General features: G+C 31.7%; 20 protein-coding genes. 12 read left to right on the top strand and 8 right to left on the bottom strand.

Annotated features, from left to right (window positions below; all coding sequences use genetic code 11):
• The first annotated feature begins 228 nt into the window (after positions 1-228).
• From U0D62_RS21065 to U0D62_RS21010, 12 genes are all read left to right on the top strand, one after another.
• The gene (locus tag U0D62_RS21065) at positions 229-981 is read left to right on the top strand and encodes a hypothetical protein (RefSeq protein WP_322289331.1); all 753 of its coding nucleotides are present in this window, start codon (positions 229-231) and stop codon (positions 979-981) included.
• Between the two features lie 162 nt (positions 982-1,143).
• Positions 1,144-1,650 carry a hypothetical protein gene (locus U0D62_RS21060; RefSeq protein WP_322289330.1) on the top strand — a complete coding sequence of 169 codons (507 nt, stop codon included), beginning with the start codon at positions 1,144-1,146 and terminating at the stop codon, positions 1,648-1,650.
• Positions 1,605-2,366: a sensor histidine kinase gene (locus U0D62_RS21055; RefSeq protein WP_322289329.1), complete on the top strand. Its 762-nt coding sequence runs from the start codon at positions 1,605-1,607 to the stop codon at positions 2,364-2,366. Before U0D62_RS21060 ends, U0D62_RS21055 begins: the two co-directional genes overlap by 46 nt.
• On the top strand, positions 2,363-3,037 hold the full coding sequence (locus tag U0D62_RS21050) for a response regulator transcription factor (RefSeq protein ID WP_322289328.1): 675 nt from the start codon (positions 2,363-2,365) through the stop codon (positions 3,035-3,037). Before U0D62_RS21055 ends, U0D62_RS21050 begins: the two co-directional genes overlap by 4 nt.
• Positions 3,038-3,254: 217 nt before the next feature.
• Positions 3,255-5,027 (top strand): helix-turn-helix domain-containing protein, encoded by a 1,773-nt coding sequence (locus U0D62_RS21045; RefSeq protein WP_322289327.1) that lies wholly within the window; start codon positions 3,255-3,257, stop codon positions 5,025-5,027.
• Positions 5,028-5,219: 192 nt separating this feature from the next.
• Complete coding sequence (locus tag U0D62_RS21040; RefSeq protein ID WP_322289326.1) at positions 5,220-6,056, top strand: T9SS type A sorting domain-containing protein; 837 nt, start codon at positions 5,220-5,222, stop codon at positions 6,054-6,056.
• 547 nt (positions 6,057-6,603) lie between these two features.
• Positions 6,604-6,774, top strand: coding sequence for a hypothetical protein (locus tag U0D62_RS21035; RefSeq protein ID WP_322289325.1), 171 nt, complete (start codon positions 6,604-6,606; stop codon positions 6,772-6,774).
• A gap of 89 nt (positions 6,775-6,863) precedes the next feature.
• Positions 6,864-7,046, top strand: coding sequence for a hypothetical protein (locus U0D62_RS21030; RefSeq protein WP_322289324.1), 183 nt, complete (start codon positions 6,864-6,866; stop codon positions 7,044-7,046).
• 126 nt (positions 7,047-7,172) lie between these two features.
• Positions 7,173-7,340, top strand: coding sequence for a hypothetical protein (locus tag U0D62_RS21025; protein ID WP_322289323.1), 168 nt, complete (start codon positions 7,173-7,175; stop codon positions 7,338-7,340).
• Between the two features lie 164 nt (positions 7,341-7,504).
• Entirely contained in the window at positions 7,505-7,663 is a 159-nt protein-coding gene (locus U0D62_RS21020) for a hypothetical protein (RefSeq protein WP_322289322.1), read from the top strand.
• 444 nt (positions 7,664-8,107) lie between these two features.
• Entirely contained in the window at positions 8,108-8,407 is a 300-nt protein-coding gene (locus tag U0D62_RS21015) for a hypothetical protein (protein ID WP_322289321.1), read from the top strand.
• 398 nt (positions 8,408-8,805) lie between these two features.
• Entirely contained in the window at positions 8,806-9,342 is a 537-nt protein-coding gene (locus U0D62_RS21010; RefSeq protein ID WP_322289320.1) for a PH domain-containing protein, read from the top strand.
• Between the two features lie 8 nt (positions 9,343-9,350).
• Here the strand turns inward: U0D62_RS21010 and U0D62_RS21005 are convergent, their stop codons facing one another.
• The 8 genes from U0D62_RS21005 to U0D62_RS20970 form a co-directional block, all read right to left on the bottom strand.
• Positions 9,351-10,763 (bottom strand): hypothetical protein, encoded by a 1,413-nt coding sequence (locus tag U0D62_RS21005; protein ID WP_322289319.1) that lies wholly within the window; start codon positions 10,761-10,763, stop codon positions 9,351-9,353.
• Positions 10,764-10,851: 88 nt separating this feature from the next.
• A complete protein-coding gene (locus U0D62_RS21000; protein WP_322289318.1) occupies positions 10,852-13,224 on the bottom strand; it encodes a DUF7452 domain-containing protein in 2,373 nt (790 codons plus the stop codon).
• Positions 13,225-13,247: 23 nt separating this feature from the next.
• Positions 13,248-14,678 (bottom strand): M12 family metallopeptidase, encoded by a 1,431-nt coding sequence (locus tag U0D62_RS20995; protein WP_322289317.1) that lies wholly within the window; start codon positions 14,676-14,678, stop codon positions 13,248-13,250.
• A 20-nt stretch (positions 14,679-14,698) separates the two neighbouring features.
• Positions 14,699-16,624 carry a hypothetical protein gene (locus tag U0D62_RS20990; protein ID WP_322289316.1) on the bottom strand — a complete coding sequence of 642 codons (1,926 nt, stop codon included), beginning with the start codon at positions 16,622-16,624 and terminating at the stop codon, positions 14,699-14,701.
• Between the two features lie 45 nt (positions 16,625-16,669).
• Positions 16,670-18,646, bottom strand: a complete 1,977-nt coding sequence (locus tag U0D62_RS20985; RefSeq protein WP_322289315.1) for a hypothetical protein — start codon at positions 18,644-18,646, stop codon at positions 16,670-16,672.
• The gene (locus U0D62_RS20980; protein WP_322289314.1) at positions 18,643-19,341 is read right to left on the bottom strand and encodes a hypothetical protein; all 699 of its coding nucleotides are present in this window, start codon (positions 19,339-19,341) and stop codon (positions 18,643-18,645) included. The genes U0D62_RS20985 and U0D62_RS20980 overlap by 4 nt, the downstream gene beginning before the upstream one ends.
• Positions 19,342-19,352: 11 nt before the next feature.
• On the bottom strand, positions 19,353-21,089 hold the full coding sequence (locus U0D62_RS20975; RefSeq protein ID WP_322289313.1) for a hypothetical protein: 1,737 nt from the start codon (positions 21,087-21,089) through the stop codon (positions 19,353-19,355).
• Positions 21,090-21,122: 33 nt separating this feature from the next.
• Positions 21,123-22,943: a hypothetical protein gene (locus tag U0D62_RS20970; protein WP_322289312.1), complete on the bottom strand. Its 1,821-nt coding sequence runs from the start codon at positions 22,941-22,943 to the stop codon at positions 21,123-21,125.
• Positions 22,944-22,994 lie beyond the last annotated feature (51 nt).

The following is a 22,994-nucleotide window of genomic DNA, read 5'->3' as shown; positions in this document are numbered from 1 at the left end:
AGATAATTTGGATAAGACAAGAATAAGCGTATAAACTTAGTGTTATTTATGAAAATAATACAGAAGATAAAACATAGTAATTAATAGAATTTCTAATAATAGCTATGGTTTTGCCTTATTGATATGGGGAAACATCCATAATTTGTTTTACTGCTTTTTTAGTAATTTGTAGTAGTAGAAACTAACTACAATCACCTTCTTATTTAATAACCCTTAATAATAAGTAAAATGGATAAATACACTACTATTGAACTAGAAAAAAACGATAACATTTCTGGAAAAAGAGCGTTGAAACCTAACCCACTAGATCATCCGATTAAGCAATGGGATTTTATAAGAAAACACAGAATAGATTTGGTTAAAAAAGCTTTTATGTATTCTGGCAATTATTTCTCTATTAACATGGGAAATATTAGTTTGAATATTGATTATTTGCATATTTACCTGGGATATAACAATGGCCAGTTAAAACTATATGTGATCCCTTCTGCTTCTGATCAAAAACCAATTCAAGGAAATTTGTATTCAATTCCATTTTCGTCTGTAAAAGAAACAATCAAGGATTCACTAAATCAGGATATAGAAGAACTTATAGGATATGATAAATCTTATCAGGAATATATATCCTGGATACAAAACTGGAATGATCATACATTTAGGAATAATTGGATAGATGAACAATACAAAAATAACCCTTTAGAAAATGCAATTTTTCAAGCTTTTGTAATTCGAACAAGTGATTTTATGGCAGGATGCATTCATAATTGCTATTTATCATTAAAACAAATATCCAATAGTAAACCAGTAAAACATGTAGCTGATTTGGTAGTTGTTAACACAAACAATAACCAGGTATTAAACTTGTTGGAAGAAAATAAAAACTTTAATAAGACATCAATATATAGAGATGTGGCACAACCTGTTCCTCCTTTTCCTCCAAATTCAGATTTTGGAATATTAAGTGAATTAGGAATATCTTAATAATTAGATATGAGTTTTGCTTTTTTTTTTAAAATTCTAACATACCTCTCCCCGTTAGTGCTCAGTATAGGACTGTTTGCGGGGATATATTATTTTAGGTTTTTAAATAAAATCAATCGAATATTTTTGTGGTATTTGGGTGCCGGTCTAATTATTGACTTGATGTCCAGAATTGTTGCAGAGATTATTGGTAGTAACCTGATCTCATTTATTATATGGAGTTTTTTAGAACTTATTATTTTCTCAATGTTCTATCTTAATTTTATTAATAAAAGAAAGGTATGGAGTTTAGCAATACTAGGAATACTATATATGCTTATCGAATTTATATACGTAGACTCTAATGCGATTACTACTTTTCAATCCTATGCTAAGGTAGTGACATCTGGTTTAATGGTAATTATGGTATTCATATATTTCTTTGAGCAAATCAAAGGAGAGTTTAAAATGGGTAAACAAGATGTATATTTACATAGTTCTATATTATCCTATTTTGCACTGGAGTTTATTCTTCTTTTACCAATGAATTTTTTGATAGATAGTGGTTCCGATCTTGTATTTTATGTTTGGATGGGCCATCTTTTAGTTTTAATCCTGTTTTATTTATATCTAACTAATCGCATATGCAAGAATGGCAAAAGCCAGAAACGATTACATTATGGATTGTAATCATAGTATCATTTTTACTTCTGTTATTGACATTTATAATAGTATTGGTTCGAGCTTTTTTTCAAAAAATAGCAAAAACTCAAATAGCAGAAGCAAAAACTAAATTAGAATATCAACAAAACCTTTTAGAAAATACGATTAAAACACAAGAAAAGGAACGTGAACGAATAGCAAAAGATTTACATGATGCCTTAATAGGAAAGCTCACCGTACTTAAAATGCAACAAGAAATCAATCAAGAAAACCAGGAATTTACAAGTTTGATCCAGGAGAGTATTACTGTAGCAAGAAATATATCACATGACCTTAGTCCACCTTTGTTAGAGTATACACCTCTTGATGATCTTATAAAGGACCTGTTAGATCCGTGGAAAAAAAATATTCCTATTGATGATCGATATGATATAAGAGGAAATGATTCACATACTAATGATTTAAAAATACAATTAACTCGTATCATTCAGGAGTTATTGACCAATATTACAAAACATGCAAATGCTACAATTATAAACCTGCATTTACGAAGTACAAATAGTACGATATCACTATTTGTAGAAGATAACGGAAAGGGTTTTATCGTTGAAAATAAACACAAAGGATTAGGGCTTACAAATATTGAGACAAGAGTTCAATATTTAAAAGGACACTATCGTTTAAAATCAAAAGTAAATCAAGGCACTTCATTTTTATTTCTGTTTAAAAACAATATGTTATGAATAAAATATCTGTTACTATTGTCGATGATGATGCACTTATTGTTTCATTATTAGAAGAGTACTTAAGAAAACAAGACGAAATACAAGTATGCTTTACAGCAGATAGTGGAGAGGAGTTATTAAGTAAATTGACCTCTGAAAAAGAATTGCCAGAAGTATTAATTCTTGATCTTAATATGAAAAACAAAAATGGAGCAGAAGTAGCCACATTTTTAAAATCAAATTACCCCAATATAAAGACGATTATTATGTCATCTCATTATAAGAAGTCTTTTATGGGGTTTATGTTAAAAGCTGGAGCCTCAGCATTTGTACCTAAAGGAATTTCTCCACAACAGCTTGTAGAGATTATTAATGAGGTATATCAAAAGGGGTTTTATTTTATGGAAGATCAAGTAGGAGTTTTAAGAGATCAAGTATCACCTAGAATTCCTCAACCTACCTTGATTCAAAAGAATGTACTTACTGAAAGAGAAATAGAAATATTAAAATTGATTTGTTTTCAAAAAACGGCAAAAGAAATAGGAGAACAATTATTTATTACGCCTCGCACTGTAGAAGGACACAAAAATAATTTATTTATAAAAACAGAGGCAAAAAATATTGCGGGCCTTGTAATTTATGCGATTCAAAATAATTTTATTGAACCTAGTGAAATTCCGTTGATATAGCATCCTATTGATAATAAAATTATAGAGTTAATTATGTTTTTGTTATTTGCGAAGTAATACAAAAATTGCTCTATTACAATTAGATAAGATCTATTTTTAAATATTGACTCTTTAAAACTGTAACTATAATAGACAAAATTAGTCTTGTTATAAAGAAAGGGTATAGGAAAAAATATTAATTTTAGAACTACTAATGAATCGATGCTTAAAACCTTATATGTCCAATTCATCTTCTGTTAGTTCAGTGTATTTATTTCGTTCCGTTATATTGTGTTTTTCTGTTTTTTTTTCAATTAATGTTATAGGACAACAGAAAGAAACAGAAGTTGATACTTCTGATTTAATATCAGATGAACTAAGATTATTTATATCACAATCTGATTCGATTAAAAAAATAAGAAACCTCATTACTGATGCCTTATATATTGAAAAGGATACTGTAAAATCCTTTATGCTGTCTAAGGTATTTTTAGATAGAGGAATAAAAGAAGATAATTTTGATATTCAATATTTTTCTGCATATCAAATAGCTTACATAGAATATCTACAATCTAATCATATTCCTGCTATAAAAAGTGCAGAGCGATCATTAAAAGCTGCACAAAAATTAAAAGATACTTCTGGGATTATTGGTAGTAACCTTATGTTAGGTAGTTCTTATTATTTGTTAGGATTTTATGAAGAATCCATCCAATGTTATTTAGAAGCTAAAAAACTTTCCGAAATAAAAGAAAATAGATCACTTCAGATTTCCAGTTTAACAAACATAGCGAATAACAGATTAAAATTAAACCGGTTTAAAGATGCATTAGAGGGATTTAATATAGTTCTTGATATGCTCAAAGAAACTGATGAGAACTCTGGAGTTTATAAAAGAAACTATAAAAGTGCATTATTGGGAAAAGGAAAATGCCTTGCAGAACTTAATAGGTTTGAAGAAGCTTTAGAGGTTGATAATATGTTAATCAAATTTGCAGAGCAAAACAATATTGAAGTATCTAAAGGGTACGCTTATATCAATATTGGAGATGTATACTACAAAAAGAAAGAATATCATAAAGCTCTTGGTTTTCTTAATGAAGGAAAAGAAATTTTAATTAAAAATTCTGAAGCTCAAAAAACAAACCTGGTTATAGCTAATTTTTATATTGCTCGATGTTACTATGTGCAAAAAGAATATCAAAAAACGCTGAAAATACTGGATACAAATTTTTCTATGATAGGAGAGAATACCGATATAGATAAGATAGAGGATATGTATCAACTTGCTATAGATACTTCAAAAGATATTGGAGATCAGTCAAAACAGATTTTTTACTACGATAAATTACAAAATGCTATCAAGGCAAAAAGTGATAAACAGCTTATGGCCAAAGATCTTTTATATGAAGACGATATTAAGAATTTTGCAAAAAGAAATGAAGATCTTGAAAAGGAAAAAGATAAATCAATCTTAAGTAATAAAGTAATTTTATTGGTGTCAATAGGTGTTTTTCTTATACTACTATTTGTTTTTGGGAGATACTGGAGGAAAACAAAAAATAACGAGAAACGATTCTTGGAATTGATAAAAGAATTAGAAACTAAAGAGGTAAAAAAAGAAAAGAAACCGATTCATTTAAAACAAGAGATAAAAGATGAAAAGGCTAAAAAAATTCTAAAAGAACTGCAGGATTTAGAAAATACACACTTTTATTTATCTCAAGATTGCAATTTATATTCTACTGCTAAGCTATTACATACTAATACAACATATCTTTCAAAAGCTTTGAATGAAAGAAGTAAACAATCATTTAATCAATATTTAAATGAGCTAAGAGTTAATTATGTTTTACTAAAGTTAAAAGAAGATCCTGTTTTCAGATCTTATACTATTAGAGCCGTAGCTTCAGAGATTGGGTATAAAAGCCATACTACTTTTATCAAGGTATTTAAAGAAAAAACAGGAGTTACTCCTTCTTATTACATAAAGAAATTAGGGCTTGCATAGTGCTTTCGTTGTTTAAATTTATAAATATGAAAACTTGAATTTACCAGAATCAAGTTATAATTGATACTTTGTTTTCAATTAAGACCTTAGAACTTTCATTATAGAATAAATCATAATCAATAAGTTGATGTCAACTCAAATAATTATAGATTGATTCTATTTGATTTTTCGACAACAAAAAAACATATACAAATGAAAACAAAACACTTTTTTACTTTATTAGGGATACTAATATGTTGTGAGATTTATTCTCAAAATAATTCTTTATCTACTCCCTATGTAACTGCTGATGTAATTTTATCAATTACCGAATCACCTGATCCAGGAAATATTAGGAAAGAAATAATCGAATTAAGAGCATCGCGTGAAATGGTGTTTTATAAGGATGATATTATATACCCTAAAGTGCACTTAGAAAATAAATCTAGTTTGAAAAAAAATAGATATTTCAGACTAGGAATGAAGGTAGATGATAACATAGGTGTGACGGATCCTGTAATAATTCCTCCTATTGGAAAAGGTGAAGAAGGAGAAGAAACAAGTAATAACCTTGAAATTGATACTGAGATTGGAGATAAAAAATATCCTCACATAATAAAGAAACCTTTATGGTTTATGGCAAAAAAACAGGAATTGATATTTTATCTATTGGAGTATGAAGATAAAAAAACGTACTTGGAAGATGAAAATGGAGACGATGGAGAAAAAGTAGCCATAGTTACAATAACAGTATATATTCTTGACGCGGTGAGATCTAAATTAGAAGATAGCTCTGGTTCTTTTATAACCTACCCTAATCCTTTTTCTGATAGTATTACAATAACAATTGGTAAAAGTGATATAATTTCAGGAGTAACATTATTTAATCATATTGGTAAGCAGGCTTTTGCAAAAAAATCAACACAACTACAGAAATTGAAAATAAATAATTCTTATACTTTAAATACTTCAGAATTAGAAAAAGGGATTTATTATTGTCAAATCAAATCAAAATCTAAGACTTATTTTAAAACCGTAATTAAGCATTAAGAGCATTAGGAAATACTGATAAATTTTCGATATAAGAAAATCACGTCAATTCGAGTGATCCGACAAGGGAAGATTGTATCGAGAATAGCTTTTTTTGAGAAAAAATCACTATTCTCGATACAATTTTTCTCCGTTTCACTATGAAATACCACTCGAATTGACGCTTTTATCCACTTTCTAGCTTACATAGAATTCGCATTATAATAGTAAACCGTCAATTTGATTTGACGGTTTTTTTATTTGTTACAATGAGATATAGAGATGCTAATGGCCTTTATTGTAAACACAATTAATAAACTTTATTGTAATTCTTTTACCCACATAAATTATTCGATATCTATATGTGTACAATTTTATAAATATGGATGTAAACCCTTTGTATGCTAGTAAGTAAGTCCTCAACTTTGAAAAAGTATACACAAGTTTAATAGGACAAATAATCTCTGATCAGATACTACCCAAACCAGGAGAAATCCAAAAAAAAAATCGAGTAGTTGTATTAGCATCTGTTTTTAATCAAAAAAGTATAAATCTAAATTCAAAAATCATGTTAAAGAACATTGTAAATCTCAATGGAACCAAAAAGCTAAACCGAACTGAACAAAATCGTATCAAAGGAGGAGGAATTTCTTTTGCTTGTAGAACAAGTGCAGATTGCCCCCCTTGGTATCCATTTTGTGATGAGGAGGTAGGATTTTGCAGAAAACCGGATTTTTAGATCAGAAGACCTCTGATCTGATATCATCTGAGCAAGGAGGAATCCGAAAATCCTTATAAAAGAGTAGGAATAATCAAATCATTTTAAATATGAAAGCATTAAAGAATTTTAATCTCGCAAACGTTAAAATGCTTACCAGACAACAAAAAGTAAGTATTAATGGAGGCGTTACCAACCAAGAAGATTGTGAAGCCAAAAGTAGGCCTGGTGAATTAGAGTGTAATTGGGTTAATAATGGTTGTATATGTCGTGTAGTCATTAGACCATGTTAATATAATTATAGTAGGAATACCTATTATAATTCTCAATTCTTTAAAAAAACTATAGAAATCAGAAAACATTCTAATAACTGGTTTCGATCAAAAATCAATACGTAAAACTTTTAAAAAATAATAGTCATGTTAAAAAACATTGTAAACCTTGATAATACTAGAAAACTGAATAGAGAAGAACAAAACCTTATTAAAGGAGGTAATGGTTTTATATCGTGTAGAGCAAGTGAAAATTGCCCTCCAATGTTTCCTATTTGTAGTGATTCAGGGTTTTGTGAGAGGAATGATTGCTAATGAAGATTTTTATCTAAAAGCAATACGAAAACAAGAATAAACAACGGGAAATGTAATTGGAAAAAACGGAAGATCAATTCTTAAATTATAAGTCATTTTATAATAATCAGATGAAGCTCTTCTTAGTTATTAATCGTATAAATATAATTTTAAAACTTACAGTTATGTTAAAAAACATTTTAAACCTTAAAGGCACGCAACAATTAAAAAGAAAAGAACTTACTACAATTAAAGGAGGAATAAAAATTAATTGTAATTCAGATTCAGATTGTCCGTTTTTGTGGCCAGTATGTAGCAATAACGGTCATTGCATTCCTGGGTAATGTAATATGTTATTAACTTTAAAGGTTAAAGACCGTTTAAACATTGTTTAAACGGTTTTTTTCTTCAATAGATTTATTGATTTTTTATATTTTTTTAAATGTTTTGTCAATAAACTTCATCGATTTTAACTAAAATATTTGTGCTATTTATCGGTTTTTTTGGGTTTTTGTATGATATCTATAAGTGAGAATTCACCTTTCTAAAGTGCAGCGTTTGGATACGAGCAATTATGTTTTTAAACTTCTTTTTTATTTTAATTAGTTGTTTATTAGATACTTATTTTTTTTATGAGTAAATTTGCTGTATAAAATTATGGTAAAACCATAAAAATAATGTTATTAAAGCGTAATCGAGGTAGAGAGCTATTACCTACATTTGTACGGGGAATTGTTAAGATAGTGAATCATGGTAAAATAGAATCATTTTACCTAACCTAACTAACTATGAAAACAATTGTCAAAATCCTTCTTGCCCTCATTTTTATATGGTTTATGTATTCGGCTCTTAGTTCTAATAAAGAACTACCGGTACAAAACCAACTGAAAGCTTACCAACTTCAATTTACTAAGGACGCTATTAAACAATATGAAATGGCAAAAAGACATGGTTCTGCAGCAGATGCATATAATCAAGCTGGATTGGTAGCCACTACTTTTTTGAGGATAAATGATGAAGAAAATTATAAGAAATGGAAAAAAATAGAAAAGGAAGAAGCTGAAAATGCGAATATTAGCTTTCCTTGATCTATCATTTGTAATGAAAACAATTACCCCATAAATCTATCACATGACACCAAACCATCAAAAAAACGAACTCAAAACACATGACTTCTCGCTATTTACTATGCAAAAAAGGTTGAGATCAAAGCGTTTCAATTATCTTTTGTTTTTAACTGTAGTATAAATAGTTAATTTATATAATGATATCGATTCCTTTTTGATGAGAAGTAGAGAACTTCTTCTTATCTAATGATCTTAATTCAAGATTATCCTTGCAACAAATGATAGATCTGTATTGAATATTAATTAACACCCATAGGATTTTGAAAATTGATTAAAAACAATTCCCCCTTTCATTTTCTATGGTGCTGTTTCCGGGAACTTATTATATAGTTCCCGGTTTTTTCAAAAAAGTAAATAATATGGAACTAAAAGATCTTTTTAAAAAAAAGCTATATAAGGGATCACTGATATTATACCCTAAAAGATCAGTGAACTTAATTTTTGAATACTTAGAAGAAAAGGAACAAGTTTCATTAGTTACTTCTTGCTTCTTTAAATCTAAATTTGGAGCTTTAATACTTACAGATGAGAGAATAATAATGGCTTATAAGAATTTTTTCTCCTCAGAGATTATAGAACTATATCTTTCTCAAATAGTATCTATAGAATACACTAAAAAGTTAAAAAGAAAATTGCATATAATCACTTTTTTTGGCGAACATATTATCAAAGCAATTCCCGAAGAGGCTGGTCAATATCTTGTGATGAAAATAAAAGAATTTCGGAATCTAGAAACAAAAGATACTGAGATATCAGGTGTTGAAGAACCTATTAATGATGATTTGAAACACACTGAAGATGATGATGATTATAAAGCGAAATTTGGAGATTTTAATGAAATGTTTCCTTTCAATATTCACAGAAAAGGTATTGCAGATGCCTGGCTGGAAGAATGATCATTAAATTAGTTACTTATATATAAATAATTATCTGTTAGTTCTGTTTCATTTTCTATAATAGTTTCACCATCAATTGTATGTTTTTTGATAAGGTAATATATAGGAGTGCTCTTATCCTTTTTATATCTAATAGATTGTAAAGGAATATCATCACTATCAGAGAATATTAATTCTTGGCTTTGTATTTTATTATTAATACTGTAAAATAAATAGAATTCTAATTTTGTAAATGATTCATTATCAAAAATTTGATTATCAATTTCTACATCTACAATTTCGTTAGTTATTTTCTGTTCTTTATCGGTTGAAGTAACATCTATAATAGATGAACATTCAGGTTTATCTTTCCATTTAGAAATCGTTCTTTCACCATTAATATCTATTTCTGTTACTCTATAGCGCATTGGAGCATTCATCTGTATTGCATAAGGAAAATTTATATGCTGTGTGTATAGATCTTTATGTTTACGTAAGAATTTGGTCTCTATTTGTGTGGTTTTATTATTATTAACAGTTATTGCTTCAACCTCAATAATTTTCATATATAAATCAGGACGTAACTCTTCCAGAAAATCATGACATTTTACTTCTATTGCTGCATATGTTGGAGGGATCTCTTCATTGAGATCTATTTGTTTGATAGCTTTAGGATATTTTTTAGTGTCAATGCCAATAGTTAATGTATTACTTTTTATGACCCGATTCTGAAGGTTATTTTGATCATCTACTATACTATCTTTTTTAAATTGCTCTAATAACTCTTTTGAGCCATTTATTTGCTCGTCATTTATCCATACATCAGAGTAATAAGAATAACTTAAGTTTAGCGCTAGTAGATCATCTTTTAATTGTTTGCTAAGTATTTGAGATTCATATTTGGTGAGTTTTACGGTATACGTTCTTTTGGTCCAAAACGATTTTGAACTTGTATATCCTGATTTGTCATTTGCTTCTAAAGCCCCGTCATTATCTATAGTTTCATATTTTTTCTCATCGTTGCCTTCTACAGGTAGAATGAGTCTTGTATTAATGTGAGATATCGGTAAAGGTTTTAGTTTTATAGCGCCGCGTTTTTTAAGTTGAATTTTTATATTTTTTAAAACATTAGCTTCAATTTTTTTCATGGTGACACCAAATTGAACAATACTCATAAACCCCTTTTCTCCTATATCATTATAACATTTGGAACCAGTATATCGCATATCAAGAAACCTAAAATCAGGATCTCCGTTATCAGTATGATTTAAAATGAGATCTCCTGGTTGATAATAAAATAAAAGAGGATCAGTCTTATCATGAAAAATAGCTATTCCTTCTATTAGTTGCTTAGAACTGTATTCTGGTTGCGCTAATAATAGATTGAATGAACATAATATGAAAACAAAAATTATGTTGGCTGAAAATTGACTGATCCTCATGTCTTTATGTTTTAATCCACATCGTGGAATTTAATTTTCTGGAGTTTTTCCAGATGTAATTGGTTAAAAGTGATTAAAATTTAAAATGTTATTGGTTATCATTTTCTTTTTCATCTTCACTTTTTTCTTCTTCTTTCTTTTTCTTGCCAAAAAGGCCTCCAAGTAATTCTTTTCCTTTCTCTATAAGCTCATCTTTTCCTTTATCAAGTATAGAATCCTTGGCTTTTTCCATTCCAGATTTTTCTTTGTGGTTATAGAGTTTTTTGATTTGATTTTCTCCTAATACCAAAAGATTTGAATTACTTTTCTGCCAGGCACTGGTTTGTATTTCTCCATCGTTCATAATAGTGACTAACTGATAGTTATAAGAGAGTTCTTTTCCTTCTGGTACAAATAATTGAACACCATCAAGTGATTGATCATCTTCAGTTATATTAATTGCAGGAAATGTAATTTCGCTAACTCCATTAGGATCTCCTTGTATTGATTTGATCAACAATTTCATAGAGTGAGCTTCAGAATATTCTAGGGCATTAAGCACCTGAATCTCTAAATTGCTAATTTGGCTTCCCGATGTACCACCAATGATTTTTTTCTTTACTTCTTGATTACATTCATTACAATCTTTATTTAAAGAATAGTCCATCCAAATACCAGCAATATTTGATCCGCTGGATAATTTGGTTTTGGCTTCGCTATTGATTTCAAAATTTGCGCCTTTACCAACTTCATCAGAGGTAAGATCGATAGTTTCAAAATACTTTCTACTACCTTGTTTACGTAGTAAAACCAGTTGTTTTGGAATAACTGGATAATCCAGCGTATTTGTCCAACCATTGGCTATTTCTGAAGCTTGCGAGAATTCTATTTTACCAAATGTCATTGGAGAATTAACCTCAAGATTGATAGGTACATTGATTACCGTAGTTTCATCTCCGTACGGCCTGAACTCTAAATTGATGTTTACTCCAATATTGTTAAGCATGGCTCCTACAAAATCATCAACATTACTATCCATTCTCCAATCAAGAATAATTGGTTTATGATAATCTGAAGGAATACTAGCATTAATACTCTCTGGTTTTACATTAAAATTGGTTAGTGTAGCGCCAAAATCTACTTTAGGAACATCCCGAAGGTCCATTGGCATTAATTTTACTGGTTTTCTAAGTTTTGTAGCAAGCAGACTCTCTGCTAATTTTACATCATCACTACTAATATGTGGAGTAAGCTCTGCATTGATCAGGACACTTCCTTTTCCATCTTCAGAAGACATATAATAGATATTAAAAGCATATTCGTTAGATTCTTTATTCCATTTTAAGGTATATTCTGCAGGAAAATAGTAATATACATTAGCGTTACTGTTTTTGTCTTTATAGATTTTTCTGAAGACATTCAGTTTCTCAATAAATGAAACATACTGATCACCTTCTAACAAGGATCCTACATCTTCATATTTGGTAATATCTGGCCCTTCACGTTCTTTACTTGCTGTAGAAGTATTGGTTCTAATAGGTATGTACTTTACAAGTCCAATATTCTTTAACCCTGTTGAATTTACTTTTACTGGTTTAGTATCCTTTTTAACAACGGGAGGTCTGCGAACATATATTGGTTTTTTAATAACTGCAACAGTGTTTCCAGAAGGATTGGTTACAGAAAGTACATTGAATGCCTCATTACCTTTAAGAGGAGTTCTATTTTCATTATATACAGTCCATTTATTAGAAGAATACCAAACCCCAATAGGGTTGTTATAGTTTTTCCTTGAATTTTGTGAATTAAAAGTGGTAAAGACCGCAGCTTTAACCTGATTGTTCGTCTTAGAACTATTTATATAAGTAATATGGTTCTTTTTTGTTGCATTGGTAACCGAGTGTTTAAATACCTTTTGGTGAATCAAAATGTTGAATTTTGTTCCGGCTTTAAATGGCTTCCCATTAGTATTGAATACATGCCAGAATCCTTTGCTATACATTACTCCAGTATGGTTAGGATTATAAGGCCCTTTTGTTCCCCAATTTGGAGTAATTAGAAATGTTGCATTTGGATTATTATTTAATGAAGCATGATTGATTTTAATAGAGTTACTATTAGCACCAGATTTAACCACAAAAGCCTTTGAACTTTTATTAGTTACTAAAACATTAAATTGTGTTTTTGCTTTTAAAGGTGTTCTATCCTGATTAAAGATAGTCCATTTACTACCATTATACCATACACCAATGGCTTTGGTTACATAAGGTCCGGATTTACCATAATTATGAGTAACTATGAGAATCTTATCTTTTTTACCATTGGTACTATTATGATTAATAGAAGAGATATGCCCCTTTGTATTGCCTGTATTAGCTGTATGTTTAAATACAGTTTGGGCAAATACACCCTCCATAACGCTCAGCGCTATGGAGAGTATACCTATGAGAAGGTATCTTTTTATATGAATTAAGTTTTTCATGATTTTCTTTCTTTACTATTACTTTAGTATGCTACATAAAATGCTGTAGGTTCACTTAGTTCTCTATGAGCTAGGTTCTCCTGATTAAGCATAAACTCTCGATACGTTTTTTGATAAGTAGATCCACGGTTAGAAGATCTAAATCTTGTCATACCTTGTTCCCAAGGATCTTGTACTGTAAGCATGGTTCCATCTGGTGTTCCGTCACCACTCATACCCGTAACTACTACTACATGAGGATCGTTGTCAAGGTTTGTTGCTACCCAAAGAGGTCCATTATTTAACAGATCAGCAAATCCTTGTACAGTATAACTTTGAGGATGAACATAAGTTAAACCCCAATGATGAAACATTTCTACATTATCAGCAGGAAGTCCTCCATTGTGAAAATAATTTCTCCAACCGCCAATACCTCTGGCAATATCTTCTGGATTGATACTTATCTGATCTCTCCAACCTACAATCATTGCAGCAGAGGCAGCCCAGCACGATACTCTTGTGGTTTGTGGAACCAGGCTCACTGAATAAGAAATGTTTAAAGAGCTTCCTCCAGAATCGTCATCAGAAGCTGTATCAGAACTGCTAGATGATCCACTGCTACATGCAGTAGGATATAATCTGTTAATGCTTCGTATATCACGAGTACTTAACCTACTTCTTTGTCCTATAGTTACTCCACTTCTCTTAGGAACAATAGTGGTCATTCTTCCTCCTCCAGGAGCAGGTTTACCAAAAGCTTTTGATCCATAATGCATAATAGAACCATAATCATAGGCACCGATATTTTCTCCTTCAGGAAAAAAGTAATGCCAGAAACTTTGATTGTATTTTTCAAAATTATGAGCGTGCCCAGAAGTAATGTTCGCAGTATTTATCGTAACGTAAGTATCTCTGTCATCTCTACTTTGTTCATGATAAAACCCTAGTGCATGCATAATTTCATGCATCGTACTACCTTGAGTATTGCCACATAAATTACCTACTTTAATAACTTGTCTTCCTCCTCCAGGTTTTTTACCGATTCTGGAAGCACCACATCGTCCAGCTTCATAAATAAACTCGACATAATCACTTTCTGAAGTTTTAGGTACTATACAAACATTGGTACTTGAATTTAGTCTACTGATAGCAGCCAAGATATCAGATCTTTTTGGGTGACCACTGGCAATTACATAAGGAACCTTAGAACCAGGCCATTTTAAATCGTCGTCTGCCGTAGCAGCGCCACCACGTCCTTGTTGCTCTACAATGATATCTCCTTGATAAATAAGGTCTCCGTTGATCTCTGCTACGGTAACGGTAGATACATTATTACCTGTAAAAGGTAGTTTTAATGAGATTTGTCTTGTAGTTGGATTTTCTACAGTTGTTTTACCTTCTTGAGCATAGGCACCAAGAGTACATATACTAAAGAGGAATACTATTACTTTTATTTTTTTATATATTGTTTTCATGATTTTTCAATTTTTATGCTTTACATAAACCTGTCTATATCTATCCTACCGTAATCAGACTTTTGTTTGTCAGATTTTTTAGGGTTTTCCCCTTTTATGAAGTAAGTAACCTCATATTCATAATCTTCGACGTCTCTAGGAAGTAAGATCTCCATAGTTTTTGATAACTCTGCTTTATTGGTGCGAAGGTTTACACTATTAATTTCTTGTTTTTCTCCAAGCTTACTGTATATTTTTATTTCTACAGCTTTTATGTTTTCATCGAGTGTAAAGTCTTCATCGACTTCTATATAGATAGGTTTTTTGACCAAAGGTGGCTCTAATGCGATACTACCAAACTTGGTGGTTTCCCATTCTGATTCTACTTTATGATTACCTCTAAAACTCCACATCGTTTTAAAGTCATAGGCTAACCATTTATCTCTGTCATTATCTCCTTTCCAACCGTACAGCATTTTAAAGAAGTTACCATTGCTGTTAAAGGCAGATTTGTCAATTTTGATTTCATCAACTGTTTGTTGATCATTCTCATGTTTTTTACGCATAATTACGTTTACAAAATTGACATGGTTGAAATCGTCAATATTGACACCACCTAGAGTTGCATTAACTTGTCGTTGTTTCATTAGTGGATCATCGGCATTGATTTCTCTAAAGCACGAAGCACAGATACTTTTTACATTCCCAAGATTATAATCAAAAGGTAGAGTCTTCACCGTTTGAGTATATTTGTTTAAATCTATACGATATGTTCCTCGTCTACGCACTTGTTTCATTTGGTATGATACCGCTATCGATAAACTAGGCATAGCTTCTCTCTGAGGTCTATTTTCATCATTTTCGTCTTCGTCTTCATCACTGTTTTCAGCTCTGGCAATAGGAGCTAATCCATTATTGGTTCTTACAGAATCTGCTCTTGATTGCGAGTTTTGTCTAGTAGCTCTTTCTCTCTCTTCACGACTTCTTTCTAAGTTTTCAATACGATGATTTTCTGCTCTAGTTTCCTGGCGAGCTCTCTGTAATTGTGAGGTAGCTCTATCTAACATACTTTGTTGATTATTAGGTAACAATTGATTTAGCTGAGGCACTCCTGTACCACCTACTTTATCAAACATCAGATTCATTAGCTGTGTATAAGCTGCTTCTTTGAGTTTATTGAGCTCTTCATCATCTCCTACCTGGGTAAGTTTAATTGCCCCAGAATCCATAAGGTCATCAAATGTGGCTTTAATTTCTGCAGAAAGTACAGGTGCTGCAATTGCTGCTTCAAAAGATTGATGTTTATAAATTCGATCAAAATTTGCTTCGATTAATACACGTTTTGGTGACTGATATCCTTCAACCTCCATTTCAAAGTGAACACTAAAATCAGGAGTAGGAGTATTAAATGTCTCCCAAAGAATTTTTGATCCTAATTTATTGACTTGAACAGATACTGCCGAACGTTGATTCTCTAGAATAGGAGCATTACCTAAACCAATTACTTTGGCTTCGAATTCTCCATTAGGTTTAGCGACAGAAGATATTAGTGATACTGTTCCAGATTTAAAAACTACTGGTCCAATGATTTTTCCGTTACTATCTACACGACTCAATGCTCTTTCTGCGTCTTTAATCATTTTATCAGGAACTTTTAGCTCAACAAGAGCGTGTACAATTCCTCCACCAACTTCACTTTCTGAAATCCCATCATTAGCGTCGGCTGCCGTTTTTTCATTTTTCACATATCGCAGGAATGAAAATATAGGATCTCCATCTGGATGCGATGCTAACTGAGGTTTATCTGGTAGATAGTAATAATTACTTTTTTTGTTCAAGTCTGGAAAGAGAATAAGCTCTCCAGCGCGTACTGGTTTATCCAGTAATATTTGTTGTTGTGCCTTTATTGTCATGGATACCATGAATACAGCTATAAAGGCATATATGATTTTATATGAATTTTTCATCTGTTTAAAATTTTGTAATTGTTTAAAAGGTGTTGTCTTTTAATGTTAATCACTTTTAACTACACTGATTACATCCTTAAATTTTTCAAGAATTCCGGCAGCTTTACTTACCTTACCATCTGCTCCTGGTTTTAGAATGGCTTCTCCTGCTTTTATGATCTTTTCGATATAATCAGGATCGTCATCTTTTAACTCTTGTGGGATTGTAGCATATACATAATCATCATTGATTTTATCATCCCATCCTAAGGCCATTTTTCCTTTTTCTTTGTGTGTAAGAACTAATTGATAGGCGTAGCCTTGTGTGTCCCGATCTGTAAAAATCATTTTTTCAATCAGCGGTTCTCCTTTGGATACTGTAAGGGGAATATTGGTTTCTACTTCTTGTCCAAATTTATAATAGCGTAGGAGTAAAGTAGCTCTCACAATACCTAGTGCACTTAGTTCTTCAAGATCAGATTCAAATTCGATTGTTCTCGGTACAATAGGTGGCTCAAGAGTTACTCCTTGCCAGTCTCCTTTGATCCACTCAGGATCTTTGGGATAGATATTGCCACCTCTTAAACTCCATTGTGTCTTGTATTCATACACATCTGAGTTTTTATCTTCGCCACGAGCATAGGTAATGGTGGCTTTTAAACCATTGTTTTTAAGATATTCTGTATCAATGGTCCGAGAATCATTAAAACTATTTCCTGAACTACGTTTTTTCTTAACGTTTACCGTTACATAGTTCACCTCTTTGTCAAACATCTCTTTAGCTTCAAGATCTAGTATTAAATTGATATCTCTATGTTTGAAGAATGGATCATTCATGAATATAGAGGACACGCATTTTTTATTATTCTTTACACCATCATACCAACTGGCAAGATTTGCTGTTAGGGTAAAAGGTTTTTCTACTGCTAATCGATAGTTTAGATAATAGGTTTCGGTTTTCTTTTTAAAACTAGCTTGAAAGAATTTTCTATTGTAGGTGTATTTTTTACCATATTTAATATTTGGCATGGCTTTCTTTTCTTTTTCTGTTGGCGGTGCCAATACATCAGAATCTCCTGATTCTGTCATTTTTTGTAGAAAGAAATCAAAAAAGGCTTCTCTGATTTTGGTCACACGCTCGTCTGCAATGTTTTCATCAAAATCTACTCTGATGTATTCCTTTTCAACCATACGGTCTATAACGGTTCTTACTTCGTCATAGGATCTACTTTTAACCTCTGTTTTTTTACCAAATACGGCATCGATAACACCACCAAAGATTCCACCTCTACTTTTCTTTCCTCGTTTTTCTTTGTATTGAGCATAATCTTTTTCAAAATGACTTTGAATCTGACTCCAGTTAACGATTACTCTTCCTTTGGCTGCCGGAATACGAGTAGTGTATTTAAATCCCATTTCAATAGATAAATCTGTGATCGATTTAGTTTTCTCAAAAGTTGCTGCCAATAGTTGAGCCCCATTAGGACTAAGATTAGAGGCTACGGCTACTTTTGCTCCTGGTAATACTGGAGCACTTAAAGATTGTACTACTGATGGCGCTAATTTATCATCTGTTAATGTAGCTGAGATAATTCTTAATGATTTATCTCCATCTGGTTTTACGTCCAAAGCTCCTTTGAGAACACTTTTTTTACGAGCACCTTGCTGGCCGCTTGCTAGAATTTGCTCAACTTCTTTTTGTTGAGCAGGTGTTAATCCCCATTCCATTAACATATGTAATAAAGCACCTCCAATTCCTCCATCAGCTTCTTTTTCTTCAGTGATATATTTCATGAAAAGAAACTCTGGTGTCTTATCTGGTTTTGCTCCTAATCTCAGTGAAACCGGTAAATAATAGTAGTTTTTTGATTTTCTATCGGATAAGCTTGAAGCTGCTCCGTAAAGTACGACTTGTGTACCATCACTTAATGTGAGGCTTAATTTATTATTATCATCAACGATCTGTGCGTGAGATGATAACAATGGCATCATCAGGAAACATATCGTTGCTCCCCATAATAATTGTTTGATTTTTGTTTTCATAATGATTTATTTAATAGTTCGTGTAAATTCTGCTCTAATTGGTATGAAATCTTTTGAGGATAGACTTCTTTATTTTTTCTAAAACTGATTACGAAATTCATAGCTAGAAATGTTTCTTTTAAGCTTTCTGAATTTTCTTGAATGGCCTTATTAAATGTTTGAGATTCTTCGCTATTTAACTTGAATGAACCAGCAATTTTAGAATTAGGGAATACGGTAGTTTTTCCTATTGCGGTAATAGAATTATTTAGTATTGAAACCAGGGGAGAAGCTCCCTTGATATATAATTGTGTTTGTTCCTGATCAAGTTCTGGGATTACAGCTCCCATAAGTCTTGCATCTTCTCCTTTTGCATTCTTAAGAGCTAAATCAACTTCTTCAAGTTGTTCTTTTGCAAGTCCCCAGCTTACCAAAAAATGAAGTATAGCTCCTTTGTTTTTATTCTCTTCTTCATACATAAGTAGAGAAAACTCAGGTGCTTTATCTTTTGAGGTAGAAAATTTAAGATGAGTTGGCAGGTAATAATATTCCTGAGAATTCTCATCAAAAGCATCAATTTTCTTATAAAGCTGTACTTCAGAACTATCTGAGAGTGCTATTCGTATTCCTTTTTCGATATCTAATACCTGGGCAAATCCACAAAATGAATATGCAAAAAGAAATATCTGTATGCTATGTTTAAGTATTGTATTCATAATTCAAAGTTTTAATTTGGTATTTCGTCTATGAAGATCAATCCATATTGATCGACCCCTTTTTTTTGTATTGGGGCATCATTTTTTACATACCAGGTGATGGTATAATCCACATCATCTTTTCCTTTTGGAAGCGTTATTTCAAAAAATTTATCACTGATATTATCTGTTGGGTAGAGAGTGAGATGTTTGGATTTTGGATCTCCAAAAAAGTCATAATTAATTTTTACAGCAACAGCTCTAATATTATTCTCTTGAAATACTTTAAGATCTCCTGAAAGGTCGATTCTTCGTCTTTGAAAAGGTGTATATAGATTTATCATTGAAGCTGATTCTGTTTTCCATTCTTCATTAAAAGTGCCACCGCCAATAAATTTCCAGGTTGTTTTATATTGATAGTTAAGCCACTCATTTTTATCAGCATCCTCGTGGTTGAGATACTTCATTGCTATTTTTCCGTTTGAGGATTTATAAGTGTCTTTGGTGAGTAATACTTCTTTTAGAGTGTTGTCTCCGTTTTGATGCTGTTTGTTTAGTTTGACAGTAACGCTGTTCAGCATTTTATCAAATTCTTTTTCGATGTTTCCATCAACACCTACATATACATCGCGCTGTTGAAAAGCGGGATCCCAAAGAGGAACATCTTTAAATATCTCTTTATTATCACCATATTTCTTGTAAAGATTTCCGGCATTAAAAGTGATATAGTGATTTCTGTTTACGGTACTACGCCCTTTAAAAACCATATTACTTTTTCCGGTTGTTTTATGTTCTTTATATTGATATCCCACGTTAATTCCGAATCCTGTGGTATTTCTACTCCCCATCATACCATCTGGACTGATCATAGAACTAATAGCATCTTCAAGACCTCCACGATGTTCTTCTGGCACCTGTTCTAAAGGTGTGGGTTTAAACATAAGTTCCAATAGTTTGTTATATACAGTTTGCACTAGGCTCTCCATAGATTCATCGCTTCCGGTACTAGTAAACTTTATTGCATTATCTTTTCTTAGCTTATCAAAACCTAACCCTACATCGGCGCCCACAAAGTAGATGCTTCCTCCAGCATCAAATGCATGACTCTTTTTTACCTCTGACCAATCTATCTCAAGTTCGGCTTCGTAACTTTCTGTCAGTCCAGAGAATCCTAATTCAAAAACCAGGGAGACATCGGGAGTCGACATTTTAAAACTTTCTAGTAATAGTTTGGATTTGACAGGGTCGATATCAAATGAAAGCGGGATTTTACTGTTTTCAATAATTGGAGCGACTCCTGTTCCTAAGATTTCTTTTTTAGAAGTTCCAGAGGATGGATTAAGAATGGACGAAACCAATGTGTATTTACCGCTATCAAAAATGATTGGACCCCTAAGTATGATTTCATCATTTTCTAGTTTTTTCTTTAAAAAGCGTTCTGCATTAGATATTAATTCTTTTGGTGTATCATATAGTACCAGAAAATTAAGAATCCCTCCACCTCCAGCTTCTGTAATGGTATTAGTAGTATTTTCTGAAGGTTTTTCAAGTACATAACGTAAAAATGAAAACTCAGGAATACTATCGTTGTTTAATGATAAACGTGCTCGTTGCGGTAAATACAGGTATGTGTTTTCTTTTTTGTGTATAGGAAAACACCATAATCCGTCTGCATTAACTCCTTGATCGATTAAGATTGTTTGTGCGTTTGTACTAATACATAGCCCAAATAGCACAAATACAAGTATGTGATTTTTTAAATAATTCATAACTAATAAGATGTATTATATGATATTGCTTTTCTACTCCTGAGGAGGGATTAAAAACAGATAGTCATTATCCAATGGTTGTGGATTTTGTTCGGTTTGTCCAGTAGTATTATACCAACTCACTTGATAGACAACGGGTTCGTCTTTATCGTGATACAGATTAACTTTGGTGGTATTTTCTGCATCGTTTTTTCGTAAGATTACAGTACGTTGAGGTTTTGGTTGCCCATTAAGTATGGTGTAAAATTTTACAGAGCAGGCCTGAGTATTAGACTCCTTAAAAAATGTTCTGTCTGCATCAATTTGTACGACTCTTTTTGTAAACGGAGGGGTTAATGCTACAGCAGCATCATTGGTTTTTATCCAATTGTCTTTTCCTTTTGGTAGCTGTATGGTTTTATCATCTCCTTTTAAATTCCAACTTAATTTGTATTCATAATCCAACCAATCAGATCCTTTGATACCGAGTCTGGGATAAAAGATATTCTTATAATCAGAACCATTTTCCAGATCACCTCTTTTTATAATAACGTCTCTGGTTACATCGTTTTGATCGCCTCCATATTGTTTTTTAAAACTGACACTTACAGAATTTAATATTTCACCAAAAGAATCAATGTATTCTCCATCCAATTGAAAAATGACTTCTCGTTTTAAGAAATCTATATCTTCCAGATCTACAACCCTGAAATATTTATCTTTACTTGCAGGATCTTCTTTAAATACATCATACAATCCACTTATATTACCAGAAGAATATACAGGTACTTTAATGGTTGTAGACTTACTGAGATTTAAGTAAAATTTATTGACTTTAATATCAGTACGCTTTTTAAGCACAAACTGATTATCAGTGACATATTTTTCATTTTGATCTCCTCCAAAAAGCTTACTAAAAAATCCTCTTTTTCTTCTTCCTTGAAGTTGACCTTGTTCTACAGCTGTTTCTTTTTCAGGTTGTTTTGCCCAACCGGTTTCTGCATCAAACATAAGTTCAATCAGTTTATCAGTAACTAATGACAGTATACTACTCATATCATCGGTTTTAATACCTAAACCTTGAGATCTATCAAAAACATCAATATTCAGTTTTTGATCCTGTACCATTTCGTCTGTTACTTTACGTAATTGCCTTTTGGTATAATCTTTCTGGTAGCTGTATACTTTGCTATAATGTTCATAGATAGTTGACATATCAGCAGAGACAATAGCATTATATCCTTTGACTTTGGCTTCATAGAATCCACTAACTACTACAGATACATCTGATGTTTTACCTTGTAAAGATTCCCACAATAATGTAGCTCCTTCCTGACTTAATTTTGCTGCAATGGCAGCTTTAGAGTTTTTATACAAAGGAGCATGACCAGAAGTAATGACATTCTGTGTAAAAGGATTATCACCATCAACATTGTTGAGGATAGAAGAAACAATTTTGAAACTAGCGATACCATCTTCACCATCTTTTAGGGCTTGTTTCATAGGAATTGGTCCAACAATTCTTGCACCTCCCTTTTGTTCTTTGAGTTCTTTTTCTACTTCTTTAAGTACATCTTCTGGAAGATCAAATTGTATTAAAGTATGAAAAAGACCACCGCTGGCATTGCCGCCTTGACCTATATATTTCATACACATAAGTTCAAAATCACCATCTTCTTTTGTAGCTAGTCTAGGAAAATCAGGTTGATAATAATAAGCACTGGGATCGTTACTATCTTGAAGTAATTGTACCCCATTAATGATCATTCTACCTTCGTCGTAATGTACTTGCGAATGCGCTCGATGCGATAAATGTAGCGCTAGAAAGAGCAGTATTATCTCCAGGAGATAAAGTTTAATATTTCTATTTTTCATGATATTGAATTTTAATTTTTCAAAATTATATTACTGATTAATAGGTGTTTA

It is taken from the genome of Aquimarina callyspongiae, assembly GCF_034322225.1.
Lineage (GTDB): Bacteria > Bacteroidota > Bacteroidia > Flavobacteriales > Flavobacteriaceae > Aquimarina.
Note: the sequence above shows the minus strand (reverse complement) of the source record. Positions and strands in the feature narration are given on the sequence as shown.